Below are 22,567 nucleotides of genomic sequence, written 5' to 3' on the forward strand. Positions count from 1 at the left end.
CCTTAGTTTAGCAAAAATCTACCAGCTATAATGTTTTTCCACACGATAATCCGAATACCCAAATTTTGTTAATAAAGATTTACTTGTTAAAAAGACTCTTTCAAAAGTAAGAAATCAACATATTCTACAACCACCGAAAACTCGAGAATCACATAGATGGATAGATATTGATAATCAAACCATTGATAAACTTTTACAATGGAAAGAAGAACAGAAACAACAATATAAAGAGTATGGCTTTAAAGTTGATAACGACCTTGAACAGCCTATCTTTTCCACTTATCATACTAGATTAAATGAAATGAAGTACATGCGTGTATCTACACCTAACGACAAGTTAGAAGCTTTCTTTAAGCGTCATAAGGATCTGCACCAGATACACGTACATGGTTTCAGACATACACATGCATCACTTCTATTTGAATCAGGGGCAACTCTAAAAGAAGTTCAAACACGTTTAGGACACAGTGATATCAAAACAACTATGGATATCTATACACATATAACACAGTCCTCTAGAGAAAAATTAGCTGAAAAGTTCCAAGATCATATTAATTTTTAGTAGAGAAATAAGAGTAAATTTTTTATAGGGGTATTAACGGGGTATTATTTTTTTTGAAAGTATAAAAAAGCACTTCTCGAAAGTTTTCGAGAAGTGCTGTAAATACTGATATAACAGTGTTCTTAACGTTTTGAGAACGACCTTTAGGTAAATTGATACACTTGAGTCCATAAGAATCCCATTATAGCAACATTCTGCTTTCATCTATATGGAATAAAATGGATGGAAATGACTGTGGAAGGATAAGATTGTCACCAATTTACACCAAAAATACAGTTGATTAGACAGGAAATGAATACACATTTTTGTAAAGATTCAATGTTTAAACTTTTATAATTTTATGATAGTCCAACAATAGTATACTATAACAAATTATTTTGCATATAGCTTATCATTTTTCCAAGACAAAATTTCTTGGATAGTAATATAGAGCTGAGGATTATCAATTACAACTAGTAAAAGATTATTTTTCACTCTAGTTAAAGCTTCAAAAATACAACTTTCTTCGGAGTAAGGATAATATTGACTATAAGTTGATATGAGCTTACCTTCCTCGGAGTAAGTGAAATGTTTGTCTAAGGGGACTAGTACATTTTCATATTCTCGGCCAATCACGGAATGTGATGATTCAGAAAATGGAAAAATATTTTTCCTTTTAATAATTCTATTAGTTTTTGTTACGTATTCAGTAAGTTCGATTGAAATATATGATTCTAATAAAAACATATTAGAGATATATTTAGATGCCGCTTCTTTACTATTAAAATATACTACGCGCACCTTATTATAATCATAAGGCTGAACTTTTCTAGCTTTTAAATCTAAAAATTTTAATATAAATGATGCCATTGGTACATCAGTTCGAATTTTATTTTTTAGTCGTTTAGTCAAAACTTTGGGTTGTTTTGACAACCTCCCTTCAATATTTAATGATTTTTCTTTCTGATGTAAAGTTTGTTGATGATCTGTCGAAAATATAATTTTTTCATTTTGTAATTCAAATAATATTTCATATTGACTTTCATATAATCTCTGAGCCTCATCTACTAGAATGATATCAATTTTTTCAAAATCAATAATACCCATGCTTCTTATCGGGATTATATTAATACCTATTTCGTTAGAAATTGATTCATATGCATCCATCTTACCACAGAAAATAATCACAATATTATAACCTTGCTGTTGATATATCTTTGCTAAGTCTAATAATAGCAGTGTTTTTCCAGTTCCAGGTCCTCCAACTAAATTAATTTTACTAAGTTTAGTTTCTAATATTGATTTACGTACTTTTTTCTGTTCATCCGTTAAAAAGTAACGACTTTCAGAAAACTCTTGAGGCTGAGAATAAGGAGAAATAATTAATTGTGATAGGTTTATAGTAGTTAGTTCGTTTTGTGAAAGGTAATTCTCAGGAACCATCTTTGATAAATTCTCTTCTGTAATTTCTATTAATTCTTTATCTTTATTTAAGAAGATAATTTTATTTAAGTCACTTATATAAGTACATGCGATCACTTCTTTTTTCAACAAACTTAATAAAGCACTATGTCTGACTAATTGGTCTTTCACACCTTCCATACCTTCTAATGGAAGAGTGCTCTTTAATTCAATGTTTAAAACATGATCAGGGCTAAATCTTAAAATGTCGAATTCTTCACGTATTCCAGTACTAACCACGTATCCTAGGAAATATCCACTCATTTGAGAGAAATTTAGGAATGGTTTAAGTTTTTGAGATAACAAAGCTAAACCATCAATTTCTTTAGAAGACATGCCCCTTTGATTTTCATAAGAATAACCATTGTCCATTAATTTAATGAAAGACGACATTATATCTTTATCTTGTGTATTAAATATTTCTAGAAATGAATCTAGATTTACATGTTTTGTCTCCATTAATACTTCTATCCTTTCGCATTGACAACTCAATAATAAAAATATAAAACCTAGACTTTTTCATCAATAATATACCATACTATTTTTTAAAATTTAGATCATTAGATATTAAATAAATACACATTTAACCTTGAAAAACAGATTTTTTTAAAATAGCTTCCCAAAATTTAACTTATCATAATAGAGTATTGAAAATATACTAACTATCCATTCTACTTAAAGGCTGTTTATTATGTAGCTACATCGTTAATTTTACAGGAGTATATCTAATTTTCTGGGCCTTCTACATCTAATGAGTTATTATCGAGCTAATGTAAATATTTAACTTAAAATGATTAATTAGTATTTATTATATTTCTATACATGAGATAATAGCATTAATAATATAGGGAGGCTATTATGAGAATAAATAAAATTAAAATAAGAGGGTTTAAAAAATTTAGAGAAATAGATGTTGACTTCAATGACCATTTATCAGTCTTAGTTGGAGAGAATGAAGTAGGAAAATCGACTATACTTCGTGCTATTGACATTGTTTTAAATCAAACTAATTTCCTTTATACAGATAATTCTGCTCATAAATTTATTAACTTAGAATTAACAGAATATTTTTATATCCATAAAACGATACAAGCACTTCCTAGAATCGATATAGAACTATTTCTCGACCTAGAAGATTCTATAAAGTCACTCGAGTATACAGGCCTTCATTATAATGAACATAATGACATTCCTCAAACAGGCATTAAATTTGTTTATGAATTTGACACCGATTTTATTAGTGAAGTAAATTTACAAGAAATTGCCGATAATAGAATTATCCCAACCGAATACTATAAGGCAACATGGAAAACTTTTCAAGGAAAAAATTACAAAAGACGTATGTCTCCTATTAAAATGATTTATTTAGATAACTCTACAATAAAGCATGATATTTTTGGTAATTATGCTAGACAAATTTATAAAGCTAACATTGAAGAAAAAGATCATAGAAGTATAGCTTCTAATTTTAAACAAACATTGTCAAAATTTCGTGACGAATTCAATGATTTGTTAACTCTTCAAGATAATCAAAAATTTGGGTTAGATTCTTCTAAAACAGATATTCTAAAATTACTTGATATTTATGAATCAGATATATCTATTCAGGATATGGGCAAAGGAAAAGAAAATGTTGTTCGGACTGAAATGGCACTGAACAATGATGTTTTTGATTTAGTACTAATAGATGAACCGGAAAGTCATTTGAGCTACACGAGAACTCGTCGTTTGATTGATGCAATTAAAAATATTAGTCAAGGACAGGTAGTGGTTGCATCTCATAGCTCTTTAATTGTAAATAGATTAAATTTAAAAAATACAATTATTTTATCAGATGATACTTCTCGTTCTTTAGCTAATCTTCAACCAAAGACAGCTAGATATTTTGAGAAAATTGATAATTTAGATATTCTACGTTTTGTCTTATCTGAGAAGGTTATTTTAGTTGAGGGCGCAGCAGAATATATAATACTACCGCGACTCTTCAATATCATTCAAAAATCTGAAATCGATAAACATAGTGTGGACATTATTTCAATGGGTAGTATTTCTTTTGAAAAATATCGTGAACTATCTGAAATAATTGATAAAAAAGTAGCAGTAATTACAGACAATGACAAAAGAGACACTACGTACGAATTAAATGACAAATTTAATATATACGTAGACGACTCAACCGAAAATTGGACATTAGAAGTATCATTTTACAATGAAAATAAAGATTTTTTTGATGACCTTTATTTTGATAGAAAAACAGATCCTATTTACAACAAAGTACCAATGCCTAAAGCACAAGCTCACATGCTAAAGAACAAGACAGAAAATGCACTAGAAATAGAAAGTGATTTAAACAAGCTTATAATTCCTAACTATTTAATTGAGGCTATAAAATGGATAAGCGAATAGTTATTGCTGCTGCCGGTGCTGGGAAAACATATTATATAGCAAATAACTTTGAAAAAGATGAAAGAGTCATTTTGATTTCATTTACTAATGCTAATGTCAATAACATTCGTAAAGAGGTTCAAAAAAGGTTCAATGGTAAAATTCCTGACAACGTTCAAATTATGACTTTTGACTCTTTTGTCTACAATAATTTATTAAAACCTGTAGAACCTTTAATCTCCTCCCGAAGAAGTACAGGAGTTGATATAAGGAGTATTCCTATAGAAGACACTCGAAACCCGCATTATGTAAAAGTAAATGATATATCACATTATATGAATATTAATAATGAATATTACGTAAATAGAGTTGGAAAGTTATTTTTGAGATTCAATAAAGATATCCAAAAGTTAGTAAACAACAGATTAGAAAAATACTGTGATGCAATTTATTTTGATGAATTCCAAGATTATAACGGGTTTGACTTTAAAGTCTTAAAATATTTTTTAGAGAAATCAAAGCTTAATGTAATTGCTGTGGGAGACATTTATCAAAGCTGTTTGACCCCTTTAAGAAATATAGGTAACCCTATAGCTAAGTCACCGTTTTATAAAATTAGTACTGTAGATGACCTTAAGAAAAAAGTATCTGGCAAGGTCGAATTTGATGAAACAACTCTACAGAAAAGTAGACGAGTACCTAAGGTGATCTGCAATATTATTCAGAAGAAAATCGGTATAGATATACAATCACTCTCTAAAGAAGAAGCTTCTATTATCCATTTAACTAATGTTGAAGATATTCATAAAATAGTTTCAGATTCTAATATCCCAAAACTAGTATGGAATAAATCTAGTATACACCATAAGGGCAAAAACTACGTGAATTGGTCATACTCTAAAGGAGACACATACTCTCAATCTTGTATCATTCTAACTGGTACAACGAGTAGTTCAGACAATTGGTTAAATATTACTTCCCAAAAGACTAGAAATGGTTTATATGTTGCTTTAACGCGGTCAAAAGGTGATGTTTATATAATTACAAACAATGATTATAAAAAATGGCGCAGGTACGCCGATAAATCGTAAATTATATATTTTTAACTATAATTTAGGAATAGCTAATTTTTTTCTATTTAATATATGATTATAATTCAAGGAGGTTATTATTTATGGAATATCTTTTTAATAGTAAAGGGAAACATATTGCTAATTTTGTGGGCAATCAGCTTCACTCACCAAAAGGTAAGAATATTGGCCATTATCTTAAGAAAGATGGTGTTTTTATTGATATGAAAGGTAAGTATTTAGGAGAAATTGTTCAAAAAAATAGATTGATGTCTCAACGCAATTCTCCCTATAAAAACATAAATTACGGGAGATACGGTAACTATGGGAATATCGGAAATTATGGTAACCCAGGAAATTATGGTTCGATAGGAAATGTGCCTGGCTATGATGATATAAGTAATTTTGATAATAATTAAAATTACTATCTCTAATATATAGAGATAGAATGATCTTTGACGCTTCAAAAGAAGTGTCTTTTTTTATGGGAAAATATAACTTGAAAATACAAAGGAGTGATTGACAATTATCTCTTTCCGCCCTCGCTCCCCTCCCTTAGATCTTCTGCAGAAAATATTATAGCTAGACAAATTAAAATAAGAAATGAGGTTCATTTATATGGAATTAAAATATGTCATCCCGAATATGACACAAACATTTGGCAACCTAGAATATGCCGGCGAAGGTAATGTGGAACAACGTCGGGTCAATGGCCGCATGACGACTTTATCCCGTCGTTACAATTTATATTCAGATGTGCAACGAGCCGATGATATTGAAGTCATACTGCCACAGGAAGCCGGAGAAAAGTTTTTTGAACATGAAGATCAGGTGAAACTCGTCAACGCCAGAATTATAGCAGAAGGTTATAAAATTGGAGACCGTGGCTTTACGAAATATATCTTACATGCAGATGACATGGTCAAAGCATAAGGAGGAAAATAATATGAGACTCGCACAAGGGATTGTCATTGATAAAGAAGCAACATTTGGTTTATTGAAGTTTTCCGCACTCCGCCGTGAGGTGTTTCTTCAAAATGAGGATGGCACCATATCGACTGAAGTGAAAGAACGCACCTATGATTTAAAATCGAAGGAACAAGGCCGCATGATTCAGGTCAGTATTCCGGCATCGGTCCCATTAAAAGCATTCGACTATAATGCGGCAGTAGATATCATCAACCCCGTTGCCGATACCGTCGCCAACGCCACATTTCGTGGGGCGGACGTCGATTGGTATATCAAGGCGGATGACATTGAATTAAAAGGCGGACAAAAGCCACCGCAGAAACCGAAAAAAGAACCCGAAGACAATGAAAAATAGGTATTCTTTATGAAACACCCATCATTGACCATAAAAGAGATACCTAAAAATGAGGCCATTCAATTGATTCGATACTACCATTACTCAAAGATAATCCTTAAGTTATGTAAATATTTCTTAGGGATTTTTTCTGAGAAAAAGCTGCTCGGGGTGATTGAATTGGGCTGGGGCACGCAACCGTTACAAACCATTCGTAAACTGTTTCCCGACAATCAGCTTCAAACGAAGGACTATTTGGAGATTGGCAAAATGTGTTTTTTACCAGAATTGAACCGGAATCAATATTTTGGCAGTCAGGCACTTTCTGCCCTGATTCAGTGGTTAAGCACGCATACGGACTGTCTATTTTTATATACACTCGCCGATGGCATCGAAGGCAAATGCGGCTATGTCTATAAAGCAGTCAACTTCTATTATTGTGGGTATTTTAAAACTAGTGTCTATCGGGATCAACAGACCCATGAGAAAATCCACCCCCGCAGTGCCCGTTTGTTACTGGAAGAGAACGCGCGGTTTGACAATGTAGAGAAAAAGCATTGGCTGACGCAAGATTTTTGTGCGTATAAAGGCATTGAGAAAATCAATGGCCCGATGTTCCGTTATATTTATCCCTTAACCAAAGCAGGCAACCAACTGTCACACATGACTGTCTATCAGCGACGGAACTACCCCAAAGATAAGGATTTACGATTTGAAACACGCATTGCCCACCGGAAATATAAAGAGTTCTCCCAGCAGATGTTTAATAAAGATGTGTCATTCTACAACACACAAGTGGTGGACTGATATTCATCTTGGAAAGGAGGATGTATGCGATTCTTCCAGTATAAAGGCAAACGGATCAAACCCAGTGATCAGTCTTTGGTGACCCGATTCGTTACGGGCGCATTACTCGGCGTATGGTTGCTTGCCTTTCTGCTGTTTCACCTGCTGTTTTTGGTCTCTACGGCGTGGACCGTCGAATCCTTCCAAACGCATTTTATCAGTCAATATGGCTTTATCACCCTCTGTCTCAGTGTAATGATCACTGCCGGGTGTACCTTTTTATATTTTCGATATGGCCAACGGCATTTTAAACAAATCGTGCATCGTCAGAAACTCGCCAAAATGATACTGGACAATGGATGGTATGAAACCAAAACAGTGACTCAAGACAGTTTCTTTGAAGATATGCCCGGTGGTAAAACGACAGAGAAAATCAGTGATTTTCCGAAAATGTACTACCGATTTAAACACGGGCAACTCTATATCCAAGTGGAAATTAAGCTTGGGAAGTATCAAGAACCGCTGCTCAATTTAGAAACGAAACTCGAAAGTGGTTTGTATTGTGAACTCGTATCGAAGGAGCTACATGATGCGTATGTGGAGTACGTCATGTTCTACGATATGATGGCGAACCGCATTTCGATTGAAGATGTGAGTGCTCAAAATGGCCGATTGAAATTGATGGCCTCTCTGTATTGGGAATATGATCAGTTGCCCCACATGCTGGTTGCAGGGGGTACCGGGGGCGGTAAAACGTATTTTCTCCTCACTTTAATTGAAGCATTATCCAAAACCGATGCGAAGTTATACGTATTGGATCCCAAAAATGCGGATTTAGCGGACTTATCCACGGTGATGCCCGATGTCTATCATACAAAGGAGGATATGATCACGTGCCTGAATCAATTTTATGATGACATGATGACACGGAATGAAAATATGAAGGCCATGCCCAATTATAAAACCGGAGAAAATTATGGCTATTATGACTTATCCGCCCGCTTTTTAATTTTTGATGAATATGTCGCGTTTATGGCGTTACTCAGTACTAAAGAAAGCACGGCGGTCCTCGATAAACTGAAGCAGATTGTCATGTTGGGCAGACAATCGGGTTTCTTCCTAATTCTCGCCTGTCAAAGACCGGATGCGAAATATTTGGGCGAAGGGATTCGCGATCAGTTTAATTTTCGCGTCGCGTTAGGTCGGATGTCTGAACTTGGATATGGCATGGTGTTTGGGAGTGATGTGCAGAAACAGTTTTTCTTAAAGCCCATCAAAGGCCGCGGTTATGTCGATAAAGGCGATAATGTCATCTCTGAATTTTACACGCCCCTTGTCCCCAAAGGCCATGACTTTTTAAAAGAAATTGAAAAACAGGCCAATCAACGGCTGTCCAGTGCAGCGGCGAGCGAAGCGAAAGCCGCTGGGCTGGACTAAGCCGGCGTGGCGTCAGCCACGCCTTGACCCCCCATTTCTAACAGGGGGGTAGAAAAACATTAGGCAACCATAACCAAACGCTTTAAACCCTTGGGGCACAAGGGTTTAGTTCATATCTTAAAGATGTCAACGTTCCGTACTGAGTTGACATCTTTTTTTATAGGGAGGAAACACAATGAAACAAGCACCTTGGCACCACAGATTAAAAGAAAAACGCTTAGCTTATGGCGTCTCACAAAATAAACTCGCGGTTCATGCGGGTATTTCGAGACAATATGTCAGTGATATAGAAAACGGAAAGGCGAATCCCACGGAAAACTTGAAGACTGTTTTAATGGATATCTTGGAACAATGGAATCCGGAGGCACCCCTCGAAATCCTGTTTGATTATGTCCGCATCCGATTTTTAACCACCAATCCGTTGCCCGTGATTGAAGAAGTCCTCCAACTGAAAATGGCCTACATGCTGCATGAAGATTATGCTTTTTATTCTTACATGGAGCAATACGTGTTCGGGGATATTGTCGTGATGGTCTCACCGGATGCAGACAAAGGCTGTTTACTCGAACTCAAAGGGCAAGGTTGCCGACAATTTGAGAATTTCTTATTAGCACAACAGCGTACCTGGTTCGATTTCTTTATGGACGTATTTCGAGTGGGCGGCGTCTTTAAACGTATTGATTTGGCCATTAATGATAAGGCGGGTGTCTTGGATATCCCCTTACTCACCCGGAAATGTCAGAACGAAGAATGCATTTCCGTCTTTCGAAACTTTAAAAGCTACCGTTCAGGTGAGTTAATGCACAGCGAAGATAAACGGGATATGGGCAACACTTTATACATCGGCTCTTTAAAAAGCGATGTCTACTTTTGCATCTATGAGAAGGATTACGAACAATTTGTGAAGTATGGTATTTCCATGGCAGACGTTGATGTGAAGAACCGGTTGGAAATCCGTCTGAAAAACGACCGCGCCTATCATGCGATTGTCGACTTGATGATGTATGAAGATGCCGGCCGCACCGCATTTTCCATCATCAACCGCTACATGCGATTTGTGGATCAGGATGAGAATAAACGGCGCAGCCATTGGCCCCTCAATGCCGAATGGCAGCGTTTCTTGGATTTGGGTGCGCATCGAAAAATCTATTTAACGACCCAACCCGAACCGTATACGTTTGATAAGACATTGCGATGGTTATCCCATCAAGTCGCGCCCACATGGAAAATGGCGATGAAAATGGATGCCGTCAATCACACCACAATCATCGACGATATCCTGAAACATGCGAAGTTAACCAAACGGCATCAGGAAATACTCATACAGCACACACTGGCGACAGAAGATGTCATACAGAATGCATCAAATGAAAATGAAGGTTAGAAAGGAGAGAGGCATATGAATTTCGGACAGAATCTCTATGACTGGTTTTTAGACAATGCACAGTCATTGGTCCTGTTGGCCATTGTCGTGATTGGTCTCTACTTGGGGTTTAAACGAGAATTTTCTAAACTGATTGGCTTTCTCATTGTTGCATTGATTGCCGTGGGACTCGTCTTCAATGCACGTGGCGTACAGGAAGTATTACTCAACCTATTCAACCGAATCATCGGGGCTTAATACACCCCGGCCTTTGATGAAAGATAAGTGAGCTTTCTTGTCTTTTATCAAAGGCGGGTCGAGCAAACGATAGTGCGGTAGCGTCGTTCATTTTAGATCAAGATTTAAATTCAAAATTTTTTAGACAAGAAAGGATGTGATCGCCCATGGAAATGCAGGTGTATATTGCGAATCTCGGTAAATATAATGAAGGTGAACTCGTAGGTGCCTGGTTTACACCGCCGATTGATATGGAAGCCGTCGAGGAACAAATTGGCTTAAATGGTGAGTATGAAGCGTATGCCATTCACGATTATGAATTACCGTTTACCGTCCATGAATACACACCGATTGCTGAGGTGAACCGGTTGTGTGAAATGGTCGCTGAACTCGAAGGAACACCGTTGTACCATGTGCTTTCAGACGTTCAAGGCTACTGGTTTAATGATTTGGAAGAATTGCTCGAAAACAAAGACGATATCATTCATTATCCCGACTGTGACGATATGGCCGATGTGGCGGCTTATTTGATAGAAGAAACCGGGACACTTGGAGAAGTGCCGGCCCACCTCCAAAGCTATATTGATTATGCGGCTTTCGGCCGTGACCTTGAAATCGATGGTCAATTTCTTGTGACCACGCATGGGGTCTTTGAATATACACAATAACTGATCAGACAGCGTGTTGCATCGCAGACTGCTTTTTCTAAGAGAAAGGATGATTGCATTTGAAAAAATTAAAAAGTTATACCCGCATTTGGTCGGTCGATAAAGTTATTTATGCCATCAATGATTTTCGGTTGCCCTTTCCCATTACATTCAACCAAATGACGTGGTTTGTACTGTCCCTGATGATCGTGATGTTGCTGAGCAACCTGCCACCACTCTCTTTCATTGACGGGGCACTCTTAAAATATGTTGGCCTCCCACTCGCTTTAACGTGGTTTATGAGCAAAAAGAGTTTTGACGGCAAAAAGCCCTACGGTTTTCTGAAATCCGTGCTGAGCTATTATTGCCGGCCAAAAGTGACCTATGCGGGCAAACCGGTGAAACTTCAAACCCGAACGATGAATGCAGCGATGACTGCGGTAAGGAGTGAGACCCATGCGACTACCGATTAAATATATCGAAAACAATCTCGTCTTCAATCATGATGGCGAATGCTTTGCGTATTATGAGTTGATACCCTATAACTATTCTTTTCTATCCGACGATGAAAAAATTCAAGTCCACGACCACTTCCGGCAATTGATTGCCCAAAACCCTGATGGCAAAATCCACGCCCTGCAAATCAGTACGGAAAACAGTATCCGGGCCGTCCAAGCGCGCAGTAAAGATTTAGTCACTGGCCAGCTCAAAGAGGTGGCTGACGCACGCATCGATGATCAGACCGACGCACTCACTGATATGATTGGTGAACATCAGATTGATGGGCGTTTTTTTATCGGTTTCAAACTGCTGCTCAATGCAGAAGAAGTAAGTATGAAATCCATGGGTCAATCAATGGCCACTGCGTTGTCGACATTTCTGAGAGATGTGAATCACCATCTCATGGGCGATTTTATTACGATGCCGCATTCAGAAATTGAACGGTTCAGCAAAATGGAACGCCTCCTGCATCATAAAATCGCCAACCGTTTTAACGTGCGGCCGGTGACCAAAGATGACATCGGCTATCTAATCGAGCACATCCATGGGCAATCCGGCACAGCGTTTGAGGACTATACGTATGAACTCCCGACCATTAAATCTGATAAAGAGACACGTATCAAGCACTATGACTTAATCAAGCCGACCCGGTGCCTAATTAAAGAAAATCAACGGTCTATCCAACTGACCCAAGCAGACCGGACAACGTATGCCGCGTATTTCACCATCAATTCAATCGTCGGGGATTTGGAATTTCCATCCGATGAAATCTTTTACTATCAGCAACAACAATTCGACTTCCCGGTCGACACGTCGATGCATGTGGACATCCTCACTAATAAAAAGGCACTCGCCACGGTACGGAATAAGAAAAAGGAACTGAAAGACTTGGATAACCACGCGATGGAATCGGATAACGAGACGGGCAACAATGTCCTTGATGCGTTGGAACAGGTCAATGAACTCGAAGATGTCCTCGGCCAAACAAAAGCGTCGATGTATAAACTCAGTTATGTCATTCGCGTCTCGGCAACCAGTCTCGATGCGCTGACCCAGCGGTGCCATGAAGTGCAGGATTTTTACGATGATTTGAATGTGAAATTGGTACGTCCCTTCGGCGATATGCTCAACTTACATGGGGAATTTATGCCCGCCAGTAAGCGATCGATGAATGACTACGTACAATATGTAACGGCCGATTTCCTGGCGGGGCTTGGATTTGGGGCCACCCAAATGCTCGGGGAAACTGAAGGCATCTATTTTGGTTACAACGTCGACACCGGCCGGAACGTCTATGTCAATCCGAGCTTGGCCAGTCAAGGCATCAAAGGGTCTGTGACAAATGCCTTGGCGTCCGCCTTTCTTGGTTCATTGGGCGGTGGGAAGTCGTTCTCGAATAACTTGTTGGTCTATTATGCCGTCCTCTATGGCGGCCACGCCCTGGTCGTGGATCCGAAAGCCGAACGCGGTGGCTGGCAAGATGCCCTCCCGGAAATTGCCGATGCCATCAATATTGTCAATCTCACCAGTGATACAGCCAATCAAGGACGACTGGATCCATATGTCATCATGAAAAATAAGAAGGATTCCGAAAGTCTCGCCATTGATATTCTGACCTTTTTGACGGGCATCTCCAGTCGGGACGGCGAAAAGTTTCCGGTATTGCGTCGTGCGATTCGGGCGGTCAGCCAACAAGACGACCGCGGATTATACCTCGTGATTCAGGAATTGCGCAGCGACCCCAATCCACATGCCGCCACCATTGCGGACCATATTGAAAGTTTTACCGACTATGATTTTGCGCACCTGCTCTTTTCTGATGGCACCGTAAAAAACGCCATCAGTTTGGAGCAACCCCTGAATATTATCCAAGTGGCCGACTTGGCCTTACCCGATGCGGAAACGAATTTTGAAGACTACACCACGATGGAGCTGCTCAGTGTCGCAATGTTAATCATCATTTCCACATTCGCTTTGGATTTCATCCATTCCAACCGTGATATTTTTAAAATTGTCGACTTGGACGAGGCATGGAGCTTCCTGCAAGTGGCCCAAGGGAAAACACTCTCTAACAAACTGGTCCGTGCCGGGCGGGCCATGAATGCCGGGGTCTACTTCGTCACGCAGAATGCCGATGACCTGACCGATGAAAAGCTCAAGAATAATATCGGCGTGAAATTTGCCTTCCGGTCCAGAGATATCAGCGAAATCAAAAAGACATTGGCCTTTTTCGGGGTCGATGCCGAAGATGAAGCCAACCAACGCCGATTGAGAGAATTGGAAAATGGACAGTGTCTCATGCAGGATTTATATGGCCGGGTCGGTATCATTCAAGTGCATCCCGTATTTGAAGATTTATTCGATGCCTTTGATACGCGACCACCGGTCGTAGAAAGGCGGTGATTTTCTTGCACACATCAAAATGGAAACAGATCGCTGGCCTAGCGGGGCTGACCAGTGCGGTGATCTTATTATTGTTGCTTTCCACTGTGACCGTCACACAAGCCGCCGGATTGGTGGATGATACCGTTGATTCCGCCAATCTCTACTCACTCTATCCACTCGACCATTACCAACTTGACTTCTATGTTGATGACAGTTGGGATTGGTTGCCATGGAACTGGAATGACGGCATTGGCAAACAAGTCATGTACGGGCTATATACCATCACCAATTTCATCTGGATCATTAATCTGTATCTCGCCAATGCCACCGGCTACTTGGTCCAACAAGCATATTCACTCGACTTTATTTCTGACACCGCGCATGCGATCGGACAGAATATGCAAACCTTGGCCGGTATCACCGCTCAGGGATTTGGCGCTGACGGCTTCTATGTCGGCTTTTTATTGTTGTTTATTCTGTTTGTCGGTATGTATGTCACCTATACCGGGTTGCTGAAACGGGAGACGACCAAAGCCGTTCGCGCCATGCTCAATTTCGTCCTCATCTTTACTGTCTCCGCGGCTTTTATCGCCTTTGCACCCACATATATCACGAAAATCAATGATTTTTCCGCAGATGTCAGTGAAGCGAGCTTGGATTTGGGTACTCAGATTGTCATGCCGGGGTCGGAGACCCAAGGCGAAAACAGTGTCGATATGATCCGCAATACGCTCTTTTCGATTCAAGTCGAACAACCATGGTTATTGTTACAGTTTGATGATTCGGATAAAGCAGAGATTGGGGAAGAGCGTGTGGACGCTTTGGTGTCCATTGATCCGAATGCCAATAATGGTGCCGACCGGGAAGCTGCCGTTCAAACAGAAATTGAAGAGCACGACAATATGAATTTGACGATTACGAAGACGACCACCCGTTTGGGCATGGTCGTTTTTCTATCGCTCTTTAATCTTGGCATCTCGACGTTCATTTTCCTGTTGACGGGCATCATGATTTTCTCACAAATTCTATTCATCATCTTTGCGATGTTTCTGCCCATCAGTTTCTTATTGTCGATGCTTCCGACATTTGAAGGCATGGCGAAACAAGCCATTCTCAAACTGTTTAATATCATCATGTTGCGGGCAGGCATCACATTGATCATTACCGTGGCTTTTAGTCTATCCTCCATGATTTATGGCCTCACCGCCGCGTATCCGTTCTTCCTGATTGCCTTCTTGCAGATTGTCACGTTTGCCGGGATTTATATGAAGCTTGGTGACATTCTGGGCATGTTCCGCCTCCAAAGCAGTGACAGCCAACAAGTCGGACGGAAAGTCATGCGCCGGCCCCAACAGATGGCGCAGCGCAGCGGCCGAAAGATCCAGCGGACGATTACCCGAACATTGGTGGGCGCAACGACTGGCGCCGGGACGGGTGCATTAATCGGGCGTTTCGTCGGTCAGTCGAAACATAAGAAACAGTCCCCGATTGCCTCGCAGCCATTGCGGCAAACGATGCCGAGCCAGAAACAGCCGAAGTCCACAGACAAGCCCACGCCTACGGCTGTCATTCAAAAACGCGGGCGCACCACTGAAAAAGCAGCCGCGACCCAACCGGGTATCCGTGGAAGTATTCAACATCACAAGCAACAAAAGCATCATGTATCGAGGCCAACAAAATATGTATTGGCGCCGGGTCACACACAATTGAAACACTCTAAGAGAGGCGTTAAACCCGGCGGCGAGCAAACCAAGCTTGAAAGGCAGAATGTGTCGTCCAACCGAAAACAGACCCAACACTCACAGCCTAAAATTAAAAATCAACGTAGCTTACAGCAGAAACCGAGACAAAACCAAACAATCAATAAGCAGTCAGACTTTCTTTCCAAAAGGAAAATCAATCGAACACAGAACCGCTCTGTACCGCCGCAACAAGTCGCAATGTTTACAAACAAGCCGCAGCGTCAGACAAATCCAGTGCGGCATTCACAACCCCAACTGTCTATGCCGACTCAACTGAAAAAAGAGAAACGGACGCTCTATCGTCAGCTAAAACCAACCGAGTCACATCGGCCGTACCATCCGGCAACTGAACGCGCACCATCCCAAGCGAAGCGTACGCAACAGAAACAACAAAACCCTGTACCAGAGCGTAAGGTACCGAAGCATCGAATGAAACGCCCGCTCTACCCGGGAAGGCGTGAACGCCGATGATTGTATTGAAATGGAAATTCTTATTGCTGGCCGGCGCTTTAGGCGTGATTCCCTTTTTCAGCCTATTAGTATTTGTCACAATTTTAATCTCCGAAGCAGAGAGCGAGTTTCATCTCTCGGCGGATGGCATTGCGCCAGAAGATATGACCACGGCCGATATATCCGAAACCACATTGGCCCATCAACCGATGGTCGAGCAATATGCCGAACAATATGACATCCCGGAATATGTACCCATGTTGCTGGCACTCATTGAAGTGGAAAGCGGGGGGACGGTCAATGATGTGATGCAGTCGAGTGAATCATTGGGCTTGCCGCCGAACACGTTGGATACGGATGCTTCCATTGAACAAGGCACCCAATACCTGGCGGAACTCTTACAATCCGCTGAAGCAAAAAACGTCGATGAACCCACCGCACTGCAAGCTTATAATTATGGCGGTGGATTCATTGATTATGTCGCTGAACGCGGCAGGATCTATTCATTTGAACTGGCCGAAGCGTTTGCGGCAGCACAATCAGACGGGGAGAGAGTCACCTATAATCACCCCGTGGCGGTAGAAGAAAATGGCGGATGGCGTTATGGCTATGGCAACATGTTTTATGTCGATCATGTCCTGCGACATTTAAATCATACAGAGGGTGACAATCATGCAGGTATAGAGCACTTGACAGGGAGTGATTTCCCAACACCCGACCCGTCCGATTACGGCGGCATCCATCCCGAGGGTGAATGTACGTACTATGTGGATAATCGTCGGCGAGAGATCGGTGCGCCTTTAAACAATTCAAGATTGGGCGATGCCGGGAGTTGGGTGCCAAGAGCCGAAGCATCGGATATGTCCACTGGCAATGCGCCCAGAGCCGGCGCCGTTATGGTCTATGACTACTGTCAATTGAACGTCAGTTGCCGGTATGGCCATGTGGCCTTTGTTGAAACGGTGAATGATGACGGTTCTGTACTTGTCTCTGAAATGAATTGGGAAGCACACAATGTCATCAATTACCGGACGGTCTCCGCCGCTGATGCCGAACAGCTCAAATATATTTATTAACGATATAACCTCAATGAATCGATTGATATAGAAAGGAAGGGATTGAATGAAATCTCCTTTTAGAAAACAAGAGAAAGCGAGGCAGCCGGCCAAAAGGAAAAGAGTGAAAGTGCAGACAGTGGGCACCCGAAAAAAATCAGTGATGATTTTATGGGTGCTCTTAATCAGCAGTCTTGCATTTGGAATTTATAAGAACTTTACGGCGGTGGACCAACATACGGTGCATGAAAAGGAAGTGATTGAAACAGAGTTAGTGGATACAAATGCGATTGAAAGTTTCACCCATAATTTTGTGGCAGTGTATCATGCGTGGGAGAATGAAAAAGCGGCGTTGGAAGCACGCAATGTCGCACTTAGCGAGTATATGACCGATGATCTACAGGCATTAAATGCCGATATGCTTGGAGATGATATATCTACCAGCGCCGAGGTGACAGACGTAAGCATTTGGTCGGTGACCGAAGAAACGAAAAATACGTATGCCATAATCTATTCTGTGCGTCAAACAATTACAGAAGAAGATGAGGACACACCCACCCGATCGACCTATCGCATGGTGCTCCATCAAGATAACACCGGTGATCTGGTGATCACCCAAAATCCGACCCCATGGAATGATAGACAAAAATCCGATTATGAACCGAAAATCGTGGAAAATGATAACACGATTGAATCCGAGACAGAAGAAGAAATCATCGCTTTCCTAGAAACGTTCTTTACCACTTATCCGACCGCCACAGAGCAAGAATTGAGTTATTATGTCAAAGATGACGTCTTACCGCCGATTGATGAAAACTATACGTTTTCTGGACTAATTGACCCGATCTTCCAATCACACGATGGACAAATCAAAGCCTGGGTGACAGTGAAGTATTTAGATGAAACAACACAATCCAATCAACTGTCTCAGTATGAATTAGCACTAAAAAAGAATAATAATTGGATGATTGTAGAATAGAAATTTTAAAATTTATAATCGCCATTATCGATTTTTGTTATTCCCAAGAGACTGTTAACTGGTAAATAGAAAAACTAATTTAAAATACTATTAGATTGTTCAAAATAAGCTCTAAAACAACCATTTAATCACTTTAGTCATTGTGCCTTAAACGAATCGATCAGAGGCAACATGTTACAGTTTTGTGTTGTCTTCTTTTCTTTTACCAGTATGAGTGAGAATATAATTAATCAAAAAAATTAATACTGTCATAAGGTTAATGATATATATTTCATTACACTACTTAATATCATTTAAGTGAATTTATTTCTTAACTACTTAGATTATCAGAAATAAAACTAACCTTGATTGAGTGATAGCACCGAAACAAACAGCCTGAGAACTCATTTTCGTATGAAAGAAATGGTTCAGGGGATATTGAACAAATTGTGAAGCATCCCCTGGGTAATTAACATTGAAATATCAGCCTTTAAATTCTGCAATAATGTGTATTGAAATTTTGCGTTAAACAGCTGCTTTCTCTTAAGGTTAATCCTATTAACCTGTATGTGTGGAATAGTAAATTTTTATTGACTGATAATACCGTTATACCATATTTCAAATAAGAACGAGTTCCTCTGTTTCATCAGTCCAATCCTACACTTTTTAGACTTTTTTCATACCTTCCGTAAAAGCCATTACATTTATAATGTTCATCAATTGGCATCTAGAGTTTTTACCATTGACTAGTTTCATCAATCTAAAGAGGTCGCCAGAGAACTTGCGAAATTATTAGAAAATATAAATATCGAAAAAGCAATTTCAATGGATTACATTGCTATCACATTTTTTCTAGTTTAATCAAAAATTAGTTTAAAATATGACCCCAAACGATCAAGCAATAGTAGGGTTCTAAACATGCAAAATAACTGTAACTATTACATCAAGTAGGAGAGAATAGTTAAGTTCCCGTCCTCTCACACCACCCAGCGTACGGTTCCGTACTGGGCGGTTCAATTTTATATTAAACATGTACTTTGTTGTAATGTGTTTCACCAGAGATGAGCCCAAATCGGGCGGGTTTCTGGTTCCTTACTGTTGTGGTCATTACCCAAGATTCGGCGATACGCATGGGTCCCTTACTCGTCTGACTGTTCCGATGAGAATTATAAGGGCTCATTCCCAGTTTGATGAGGTTTCCCTTGCGATTTTCGGCTGTTTTCCATTTCTTCCAGATATACATTCTGAGACGGACTCTTGTATGCGAATCGATTTTGGATAGCACGCCTTTCATCTTGCCGATTTTGAAGTAGTTCACCCAACCTCGGATGAGTTGATTGGTACGCTTGACCTGATACTTCGTACTCACACTCCAATTTTTCAGGGTCAGTTGTCTCAACTCAAACTCGAAGTTTTCCACTGACTGTTTATGCGGCTTCGCTTGATATTGTTTGGGCTGAGGGGCTTTATAAAAACCAAACCCGAGAAACTTCATGGCCGGGTCGCTTTTGAATTTGTCGCATTGATAATAAGCCCGAGTTTTTCTTCTATAAATGCAGTCACTGACCGCATCACACGTCTCGCTGACATATCACTTTTCACCATGATGATATAATCATCTGCGTATCGGACGAAGCTTAACCCGCGTTTTCCGAGTTCCATATCCAGTTCATTCAACATGATATTACTGAGTAGTGGCGACAGGTTGCCGCCTTGCGGCGTTCCAATCACCGATGCTTTGTCTGCATCATCAATTTGGACCCCACTGACTAGAAATTTACGAATTAACGAGATGACGTCTCCACCTTCCACTGTTCTGGCTATCAGATTCATAAGTCGGTCGTGATTGACCGTATCGAAGAAACACTCCAGGTCAATGTCTACAATCCAGTCATAACCCGCATTCAGGTATTCGAGCGTCTGTAATATTGCCATCTCTGCATATCGATTCGGTCTGAAGCCGTAGCTGTACTCGCTGAATTGTGGCTCGAATACCGGTGTCAGCACTTGGACAACCGCTTGTTGGATGAGCCTATCTTTCACTGTCGGGATACCTAGCAGACGCACGCCGCCATTCGGTTTTGGTATCTCTACCCGGCGTACAAGCTCGGGTTGATATTTCCGCTGGAGAATCTGGGCGATGATTTCGTCCCTATGTTCTGCCATGTAAGGACCGATTTCTTGCACGGTCATGCCGTCCACACCGGCAGCACCCCGGTTCTGCTTCACTTGCTTGAATGCCTGGTTAAGATTATCTCTGCTCAGGATTCTATCCAGTAATTTACTTTCGTACATGTCTGTTACTTCCTTTCTTTCTCGTGAAGTCAGTATCCACTTTTCCGCTCAGTGCCAGCGGTCTTCGCCGGCTTCCAATCGAGAGTTCCATAACGATAAAATTGTTCAGTCCTTCGCTCTTCCCGGAACTCGCCGGGCGTCTTCACTACTCCGACTTCGGCTGACTTCTCACACTCCAGACTTATATCACTATAAGCGTTTGGTTCAGATATGTGAGACCTCCCCAGTTAAGGTGCGAACTCTTTCCCTCCATCTATCTGCTATATATAAACAATATGAAAAAGTAGCAATTGGACTTCAGTTTCTTTCGCAGCCTTGTCCGCATACGTTGCCTCCTATATGATTTCTGTGCGTCAGACCGGAGGTTTGCCTCGAGCTTCCTTCAGATTCCACCTCACGATGGACACTCTTGCTTTTGGCTATGTGTTTACCGCTATCCGGTCACACTCGGGACTTCCACCCGTTAGAGTTCTCCCATGCTGGGCGAACAAGAAAAAAGCACCAGCAGAATGCTGATGCTTTAACCTTATAATTCATTGCTAGATATTAATAGTGATAACCAATTGATCCCAATAATAATTGTAAATATTAATAGCAACGAATTTTAAAATTCGTTAAGTTAAAATCCTTTCTTTAAATTTTAATGGAGACCAGAAAATGGTATTGATATTCTCTGGGTGATATAAGATAAGAATATACACAATAATTTTTTTAAATCATCAAATCTGTGTTAAAGATTGTTTTGATGAGATATTATTTTGTGAAAATGATTATTGTTTTCTCTTTTTAAGGCTTTCTTAAAGGCTATTTTAAACGAATTTAAAGCTATTCATCTTATGATATACAGATTCATTTTACTATAAATATGTTTTCACTCCTTAAGAAATATTAAATCAGCGCAGTGAATTTGTTTTCAGTACCTTTCTCACTAAATATCACGCTTCTTTGCTTGTATCTTTTCTTATCTATTTTTCTTTTTTAAAATAAGAAAGCTTAGAATACAAGAGATGAAAAGAGAAGAAACTAAACGTTGATTTATAATCAATTTGGCTTACTTATCGTAAGAAAAGGTTATTCATCTAACTGATTTAAAATAGTGTTAATAACTTTAGAGTTGTCAACTACGTATGGATAAAATAACATTTCCATATGCTCACCCTTACCATCATATTCTGTAAATTCATCAGTATATTTATGCCAATTAGCTTCTGTATTTTTGTTTTCTTCTGATCTTATTAAATGAATTGCTGAATCAATTTTATGAGTATTCTTTAAAGAGTTTAAATAGATATGGTAATCTCTTATTATTTTTATTAATTTGTTTTTCTCTATACTTGAGAAGTATTCTTCATTAAATTTATAAAAGATATCTGCGGAATTCTCCGAAACCCTCTGTAATTCTTCTTCGTTTACAATTATTCTTTCCTCTCTTGGCTTTCCATCAATCATGATTATCTTACTTACATGCAAGCCTATTTTATTCATCTTTTTTGCTACTTCAAAAACCATTGGACATCCTGCAGAATAAGCAAGTAAAATGTATGGTCCATTCTTTTGTATGTTCATTATTTCTTGAATATATTGATCTATCTTTTCTTTTGTATTGATATAATTCATACCAAAGAAATTATGCCCTTTTATATTTTTGGCCAATTTAGCAAAAATAGTACCATAACCAGATATTGGTGGAAAACAAAAGACATTTTTATTTTTGTTATTATTATTGTTATTACTTAAATTAATGATATAACTTTCCATTATGTTTTGACTATCAATGCATTTAGCTAATAAATTTAACGTTTGAAATTTGAAAATTAACGAAATATTCATTTCTGTATCGAAAGATTTTTGTATTCTATCCGAAAGTAATATAGCTTTTAACGAATTCCCACCAAGTTCAAAGAAGTTGTCATTTAAACCGACCCTGTCCACTTCCAGCACTTCCTGCCAA

The 22,567-nt window shown here is 39.4% G+C and carries 20 protein-coding genes; 16 read left to right on the plus strand and 4 right to left on the minus strand.

All coding sequences use genetic code 11. The features are described 5' to 3' along the window. The first annotated feature begins 301 nt into the window (after positions 1-301). On the plus strand, positions 302-562 hold the full coding sequence (locus tag EYB29_RS11365; protein ID WP_166627308.1) for a tyrosine-type recombinase/integrase: 261 nt from the start codon (positions 302-304) through the stop codon (positions 560-562). Positions 563-934: 372 nt separating this feature from the next. On the opposite strand, the gene EYB29_RS11370 is transcribed toward EYB29_RS11365, so the two are convergent. After that, positions 935-2,461, minus strand: coding sequence for an ATP-binding protein (locus tag EYB29_RS11370; RefSeq protein WP_205710608.1), 1,527 nt, complete (start codon positions 2,459-2,461; stop codon positions 935-937). A 399-nt stretch (positions 2,462-2,860) separates the two neighbouring features. On the opposite strand from EYB29_RS11370, the gene EYB29_RS11375 reads away from it, so the two are divergent. From EYB29_RS11375 to EYB29_RS11445, 15 genes are all read left to right on the plus strand, one after another. Further along, complete coding sequence (locus tag EYB29_RS11375) at positions 2,861-4,408, plus strand: ATP-dependent nuclease (RefSeq protein ID WP_166627310.1); 1,548 nt, start codon at positions 2,861-2,863, stop codon at positions 4,406-4,408. Beyond that, complete coding sequence (locus EYB29_RS11380; RefSeq protein WP_166627311.1) at positions 4,393-5,478, plus strand: UvrD-helicase domain-containing protein; 1,086 nt, start codon at positions 4,393-4,395, stop codon at positions 5,476-5,478. The genes EYB29_RS11375 and EYB29_RS11380 overlap by 16 nt, the downstream gene beginning before the upstream one ends. An 83-nt stretch (positions 5,479-5,561) precedes the next feature. Further along, the gene (locus EYB29_RS11385; RefSeq protein ID WP_166627312.1) at positions 5,562-5,876 is read left to right on the plus strand and encodes a hypothetical protein; all 315 of its coding nucleotides are present in this window, start codon (positions 5,562-5,564) and stop codon (positions 5,874-5,876) included. Between the two features lie 199 nt (positions 5,877-6,075). Further along, the gene (locus EYB29_RS11390) at positions 6,076-6,390 is read left to right on the plus strand and encodes a YdcP family protein (RefSeq protein ID WP_166627313.1); all 315 of its coding nucleotides are present in this window, start codon (positions 6,076-6,078) and stop codon (positions 6,388-6,390) included. 13 nt (positions 6,391-6,403) lie between these two features. Next, positions 6,404-6,781, plus strand: a complete 378-nt coding sequence (locus EYB29_RS11395) for a YdcP family protein (protein ID WP_166627314.1) — start codon at positions 6,404-6,406, stop codon at positions 6,779-6,781. Positions 6,782-6,790: 9 nt separating this feature from the next. Further along, positions 6,791-7,567 (plus strand): Mom family adenine methylcarbamoylation protein, encoded by a 777-nt coding sequence (locus tag EYB29_RS11400; RefSeq protein WP_166627315.1) that lies wholly within the window; start codon positions 6,791-6,793, stop codon positions 7,565-7,567. A 24-nt stretch (positions 7,568-7,591) separates the two neighbouring features. Further along, positions 7,592-8,983 (plus strand): FtsK/SpoIIIE domain-containing protein, encoded by a 1,392-nt coding sequence (locus tag EYB29_RS11405; protein ID WP_166627316.1) that lies wholly within the window; start codon positions 7,592-7,594, stop codon positions 8,981-8,983. Between the two features lie 175 nt (positions 8,984-9,158). Then, positions 9,159-10,367 carry a MobT family relaxase gene (gene mobT / locus EYB29_RS11410; protein WP_166627317.1) on the plus strand — a complete coding sequence of 403 codons (1,209 nt, stop codon included), beginning with the start codon at positions 9,159-9,161 and terminating at the stop codon, positions 10,365-10,367. Between the two features lie 15 nt (positions 10,368-10,382). Further along, positions 10,383-10,604 carry a hypothetical protein gene (locus EYB29_RS11415; protein WP_166627318.1) on the plus strand — a complete coding sequence of 74 codons (222 nt, stop codon included), beginning with the start codon at positions 10,383-10,385 and terminating at the stop codon, positions 10,602-10,604. Between the two features lie 146 nt (positions 10,605-10,750). Further along, on the plus strand, positions 10,751-11,251 hold the full coding sequence (locus EYB29_RS11420; protein ID WP_166627319.1) for an antirestriction protein ArdA: 501 nt from the start codon (positions 10,751-10,753) through the stop codon (positions 11,249-11,251). A 59-nt stretch (positions 11,252-11,310) separates the two neighbouring features. Continuing rightward, positions 11,311-11,703 (plus strand): conjugal transfer protein, encoded by a 393-nt coding sequence (locus EYB29_RS11425; RefSeq protein ID WP_166627320.1) that lies wholly within the window; start codon positions 11,311-11,313, stop codon positions 11,701-11,703. Continuing rightward, entirely contained in the window at positions 11,687-14,134 is a 2,448-nt protein-coding gene (gene tcpF, locus EYB29_RS11430; protein WP_166627321.1) for a conjugal transfer ATPase TcpF, read from the plus strand. Before EYB29_RS11425 ends, tcpF begins: the two co-directional genes overlap by 17 nt. Beyond that, entirely contained in the window at positions 14,131-16,329 is a 2,199-nt protein-coding gene (locus EYB29_RS11435; RefSeq protein ID WP_483299990.1) for a CD3337/EF1877 family mobilome membrane protein, read from the plus strand. The genes tcpF and EYB29_RS11435 overlap by 4 nt, the downstream gene beginning before the upstream one ends. Continuing rightward, positions 16,326-17,384 carry a lysozyme family protein gene (locus EYB29_RS11440; RefSeq protein WP_166627322.1) on the plus strand — a complete coding sequence of 353 codons (1,059 nt, stop codon included), beginning with the start codon at positions 16,326-16,328 and terminating at the stop codon, positions 17,382-17,384. Before EYB29_RS11435 ends, EYB29_RS11440 begins: the two co-directional genes overlap by 4 nt. A 46-nt stretch (positions 17,385-17,430) precedes the next feature. Further along, complete coding sequence (locus tag EYB29_RS11445) at positions 17,431-18,342, plus strand: conjugal transfer protein (protein ID WP_166627323.1); 912 nt, start codon at positions 17,431-17,433, stop codon at positions 18,340-18,342. A 1,003-nt stretch (positions 18,343-19,345) separates the two neighbouring features. Here the strand turns inward: EYB29_RS11445 and EYB29_RS11630 are convergent. From EYB29_RS11630 to EYB29_RS11455, 3 genes are all read right to left on the minus strand, one after another. Continuing rightward, entirely contained in the window at positions 19,346-19,816 is a 471-nt protein-coding gene (locus tag EYB29_RS11630) for a group II intron maturase-specific domain-containing protein (protein WP_240921872.1), read from the minus strand. Then, on the minus strand, positions 19,813-20,616 hold the full coding sequence (gene ltrA, locus EYB29_RS11635; protein WP_240921873.1) for a group II intron reverse transcriptase/maturase: 804 nt from the start codon (positions 20,614-20,616) through the stop codon (positions 19,813-19,815). The genes EYB29_RS11630 and ltrA overlap by 4 nt, the downstream gene beginning before the upstream one ends. A gap of 1,071 nt (positions 20,617-21,687) precedes the next feature. Further along, positions 21,688-22,567: thioesterase domain-containing protein (locus EYB29_RS11455; RefSeq protein WP_240921874.1), on the minus strand; the 880-nt coding region annotated here is incomplete at its 5' end.

The organism is Jeotgalicoccus sp. S0W5, from assembly GCF_011634875.1.
Lineage (GTDB): Bacteria > Bacillota > Bacilli > Staphylococcales > Salinicoccaceae > Jeotgalicoccus > Jeotgalicoccus marinus.

Bases quoted from the DNA above. Each gene is read 5' to 3' on its own strand.
- EYB29_RS11365 (WP_166627308.1), top strand. From the start codon at position 302: ATGAAGTACATGCGTGTATCTACACCTAACGACAAGTTAGAAGCTTTC.
- EYB29_RS11370 (WP_205710608.1), bottom strand. From the start codon at position 2,461: ATGGAGACAAAACATGTAAATCTAGATTCATTTCTAGAAATATTTAAT.
- EYB29_RS11375 (WP_166627310.1), top strand. From the start codon at position 2,861: ATGAGAATAAATAAAATTAAAATAAGAGGGTTTAAAAAATTTAGAGAA.
- EYB29_RS11380 (WP_166627311.1), top strand. From the start codon at position 4,393: ATGGATAAGCGAATAGTTATTGCTGCTGCCGGTGCTGGGAAAACATAT.
- EYB29_RS11385 (WP_166627312.1), top strand. From the start codon at position 5,562: ATGGAATATCTTTTTAATAGTAAAGGGAAACATATTGCTAATTTTGTG.
- EYB29_RS11390 (WP_166627313.1), top strand. From the start codon at position 6,076: ATGGAATTAAAATATGTCATCCCGAATATGACACAAACATTTGGCAAC.
- EYB29_RS11395 (WP_166627314.1), top strand. From the start codon at position 6,404: ATGAGACTCGCACAAGGGATTGTCATTGATAAAGAAGCAACATTTGGT.
- EYB29_RS11400 (WP_166627315.1), top strand. From the start codon at position 6,791: ATGAAACACCCATCATTGACCATAAAAGAGATACCTAAAAATGAGGCC.
- EYB29_RS11405 (WP_166627316.1), top strand. From the start codon at position 7,592: ATGCGATTCTTCCAGTATAAAGGCAAACGGATCAAACCCAGTGATCAG.
- mobT (WP_166627317.1), top strand. From the start codon at position 9,159: ATGAAACAAGCACCTTGGCACCACAGATTAAAAGAAAAACGCTTAGCT.
- EYB29_RS11415 (WP_166627318.1), top strand. From the start codon at position 10,383: ATGAATTTCGGACAGAATCTCTATGACTGGTTTTTAGACAATGCACAG.
- EYB29_RS11420 (WP_166627319.1), top strand. From the start codon at position 10,751: ATGGAAATGCAGGTGTATATTGCGAATCTCGGTAAATATAATGAAGGT.
- tcpF (WP_166627321.1), top strand. From the start codon at position 11,687: ATGCGACTACCGATTAAATATATCGAAAACAATCTCGTCTTCAATCAT.
- EYB29_RS11440 (WP_166627322.1), top strand. From the start codon at position 16,326: ATGATTGTATTGAAATGGAAATTCTTATTGCTGGCCGGCGCTTTAGGC.
- EYB29_RS11445 (WP_166627323.1), top strand. From the start codon at position 17,431: ATGAAATCTCCTTTTAGAAAACAAGAGAAAGCGAGGCAGCCGGCCAAA.
- EYB29_RS11630 (WP_240921872.1), bottom strand. From the start codon at position 19,816: ATGAAGTTTCTCGGGTTTGGTTTTTATAAAGCCCCTCAGCCCAAACAA.
- ltrA (WP_240921873.1), bottom strand. From the start codon at position 20,616: ATGTACGAAAGTAAATTACTGGATAGAATCCTGAGCAGAGATAATCTT.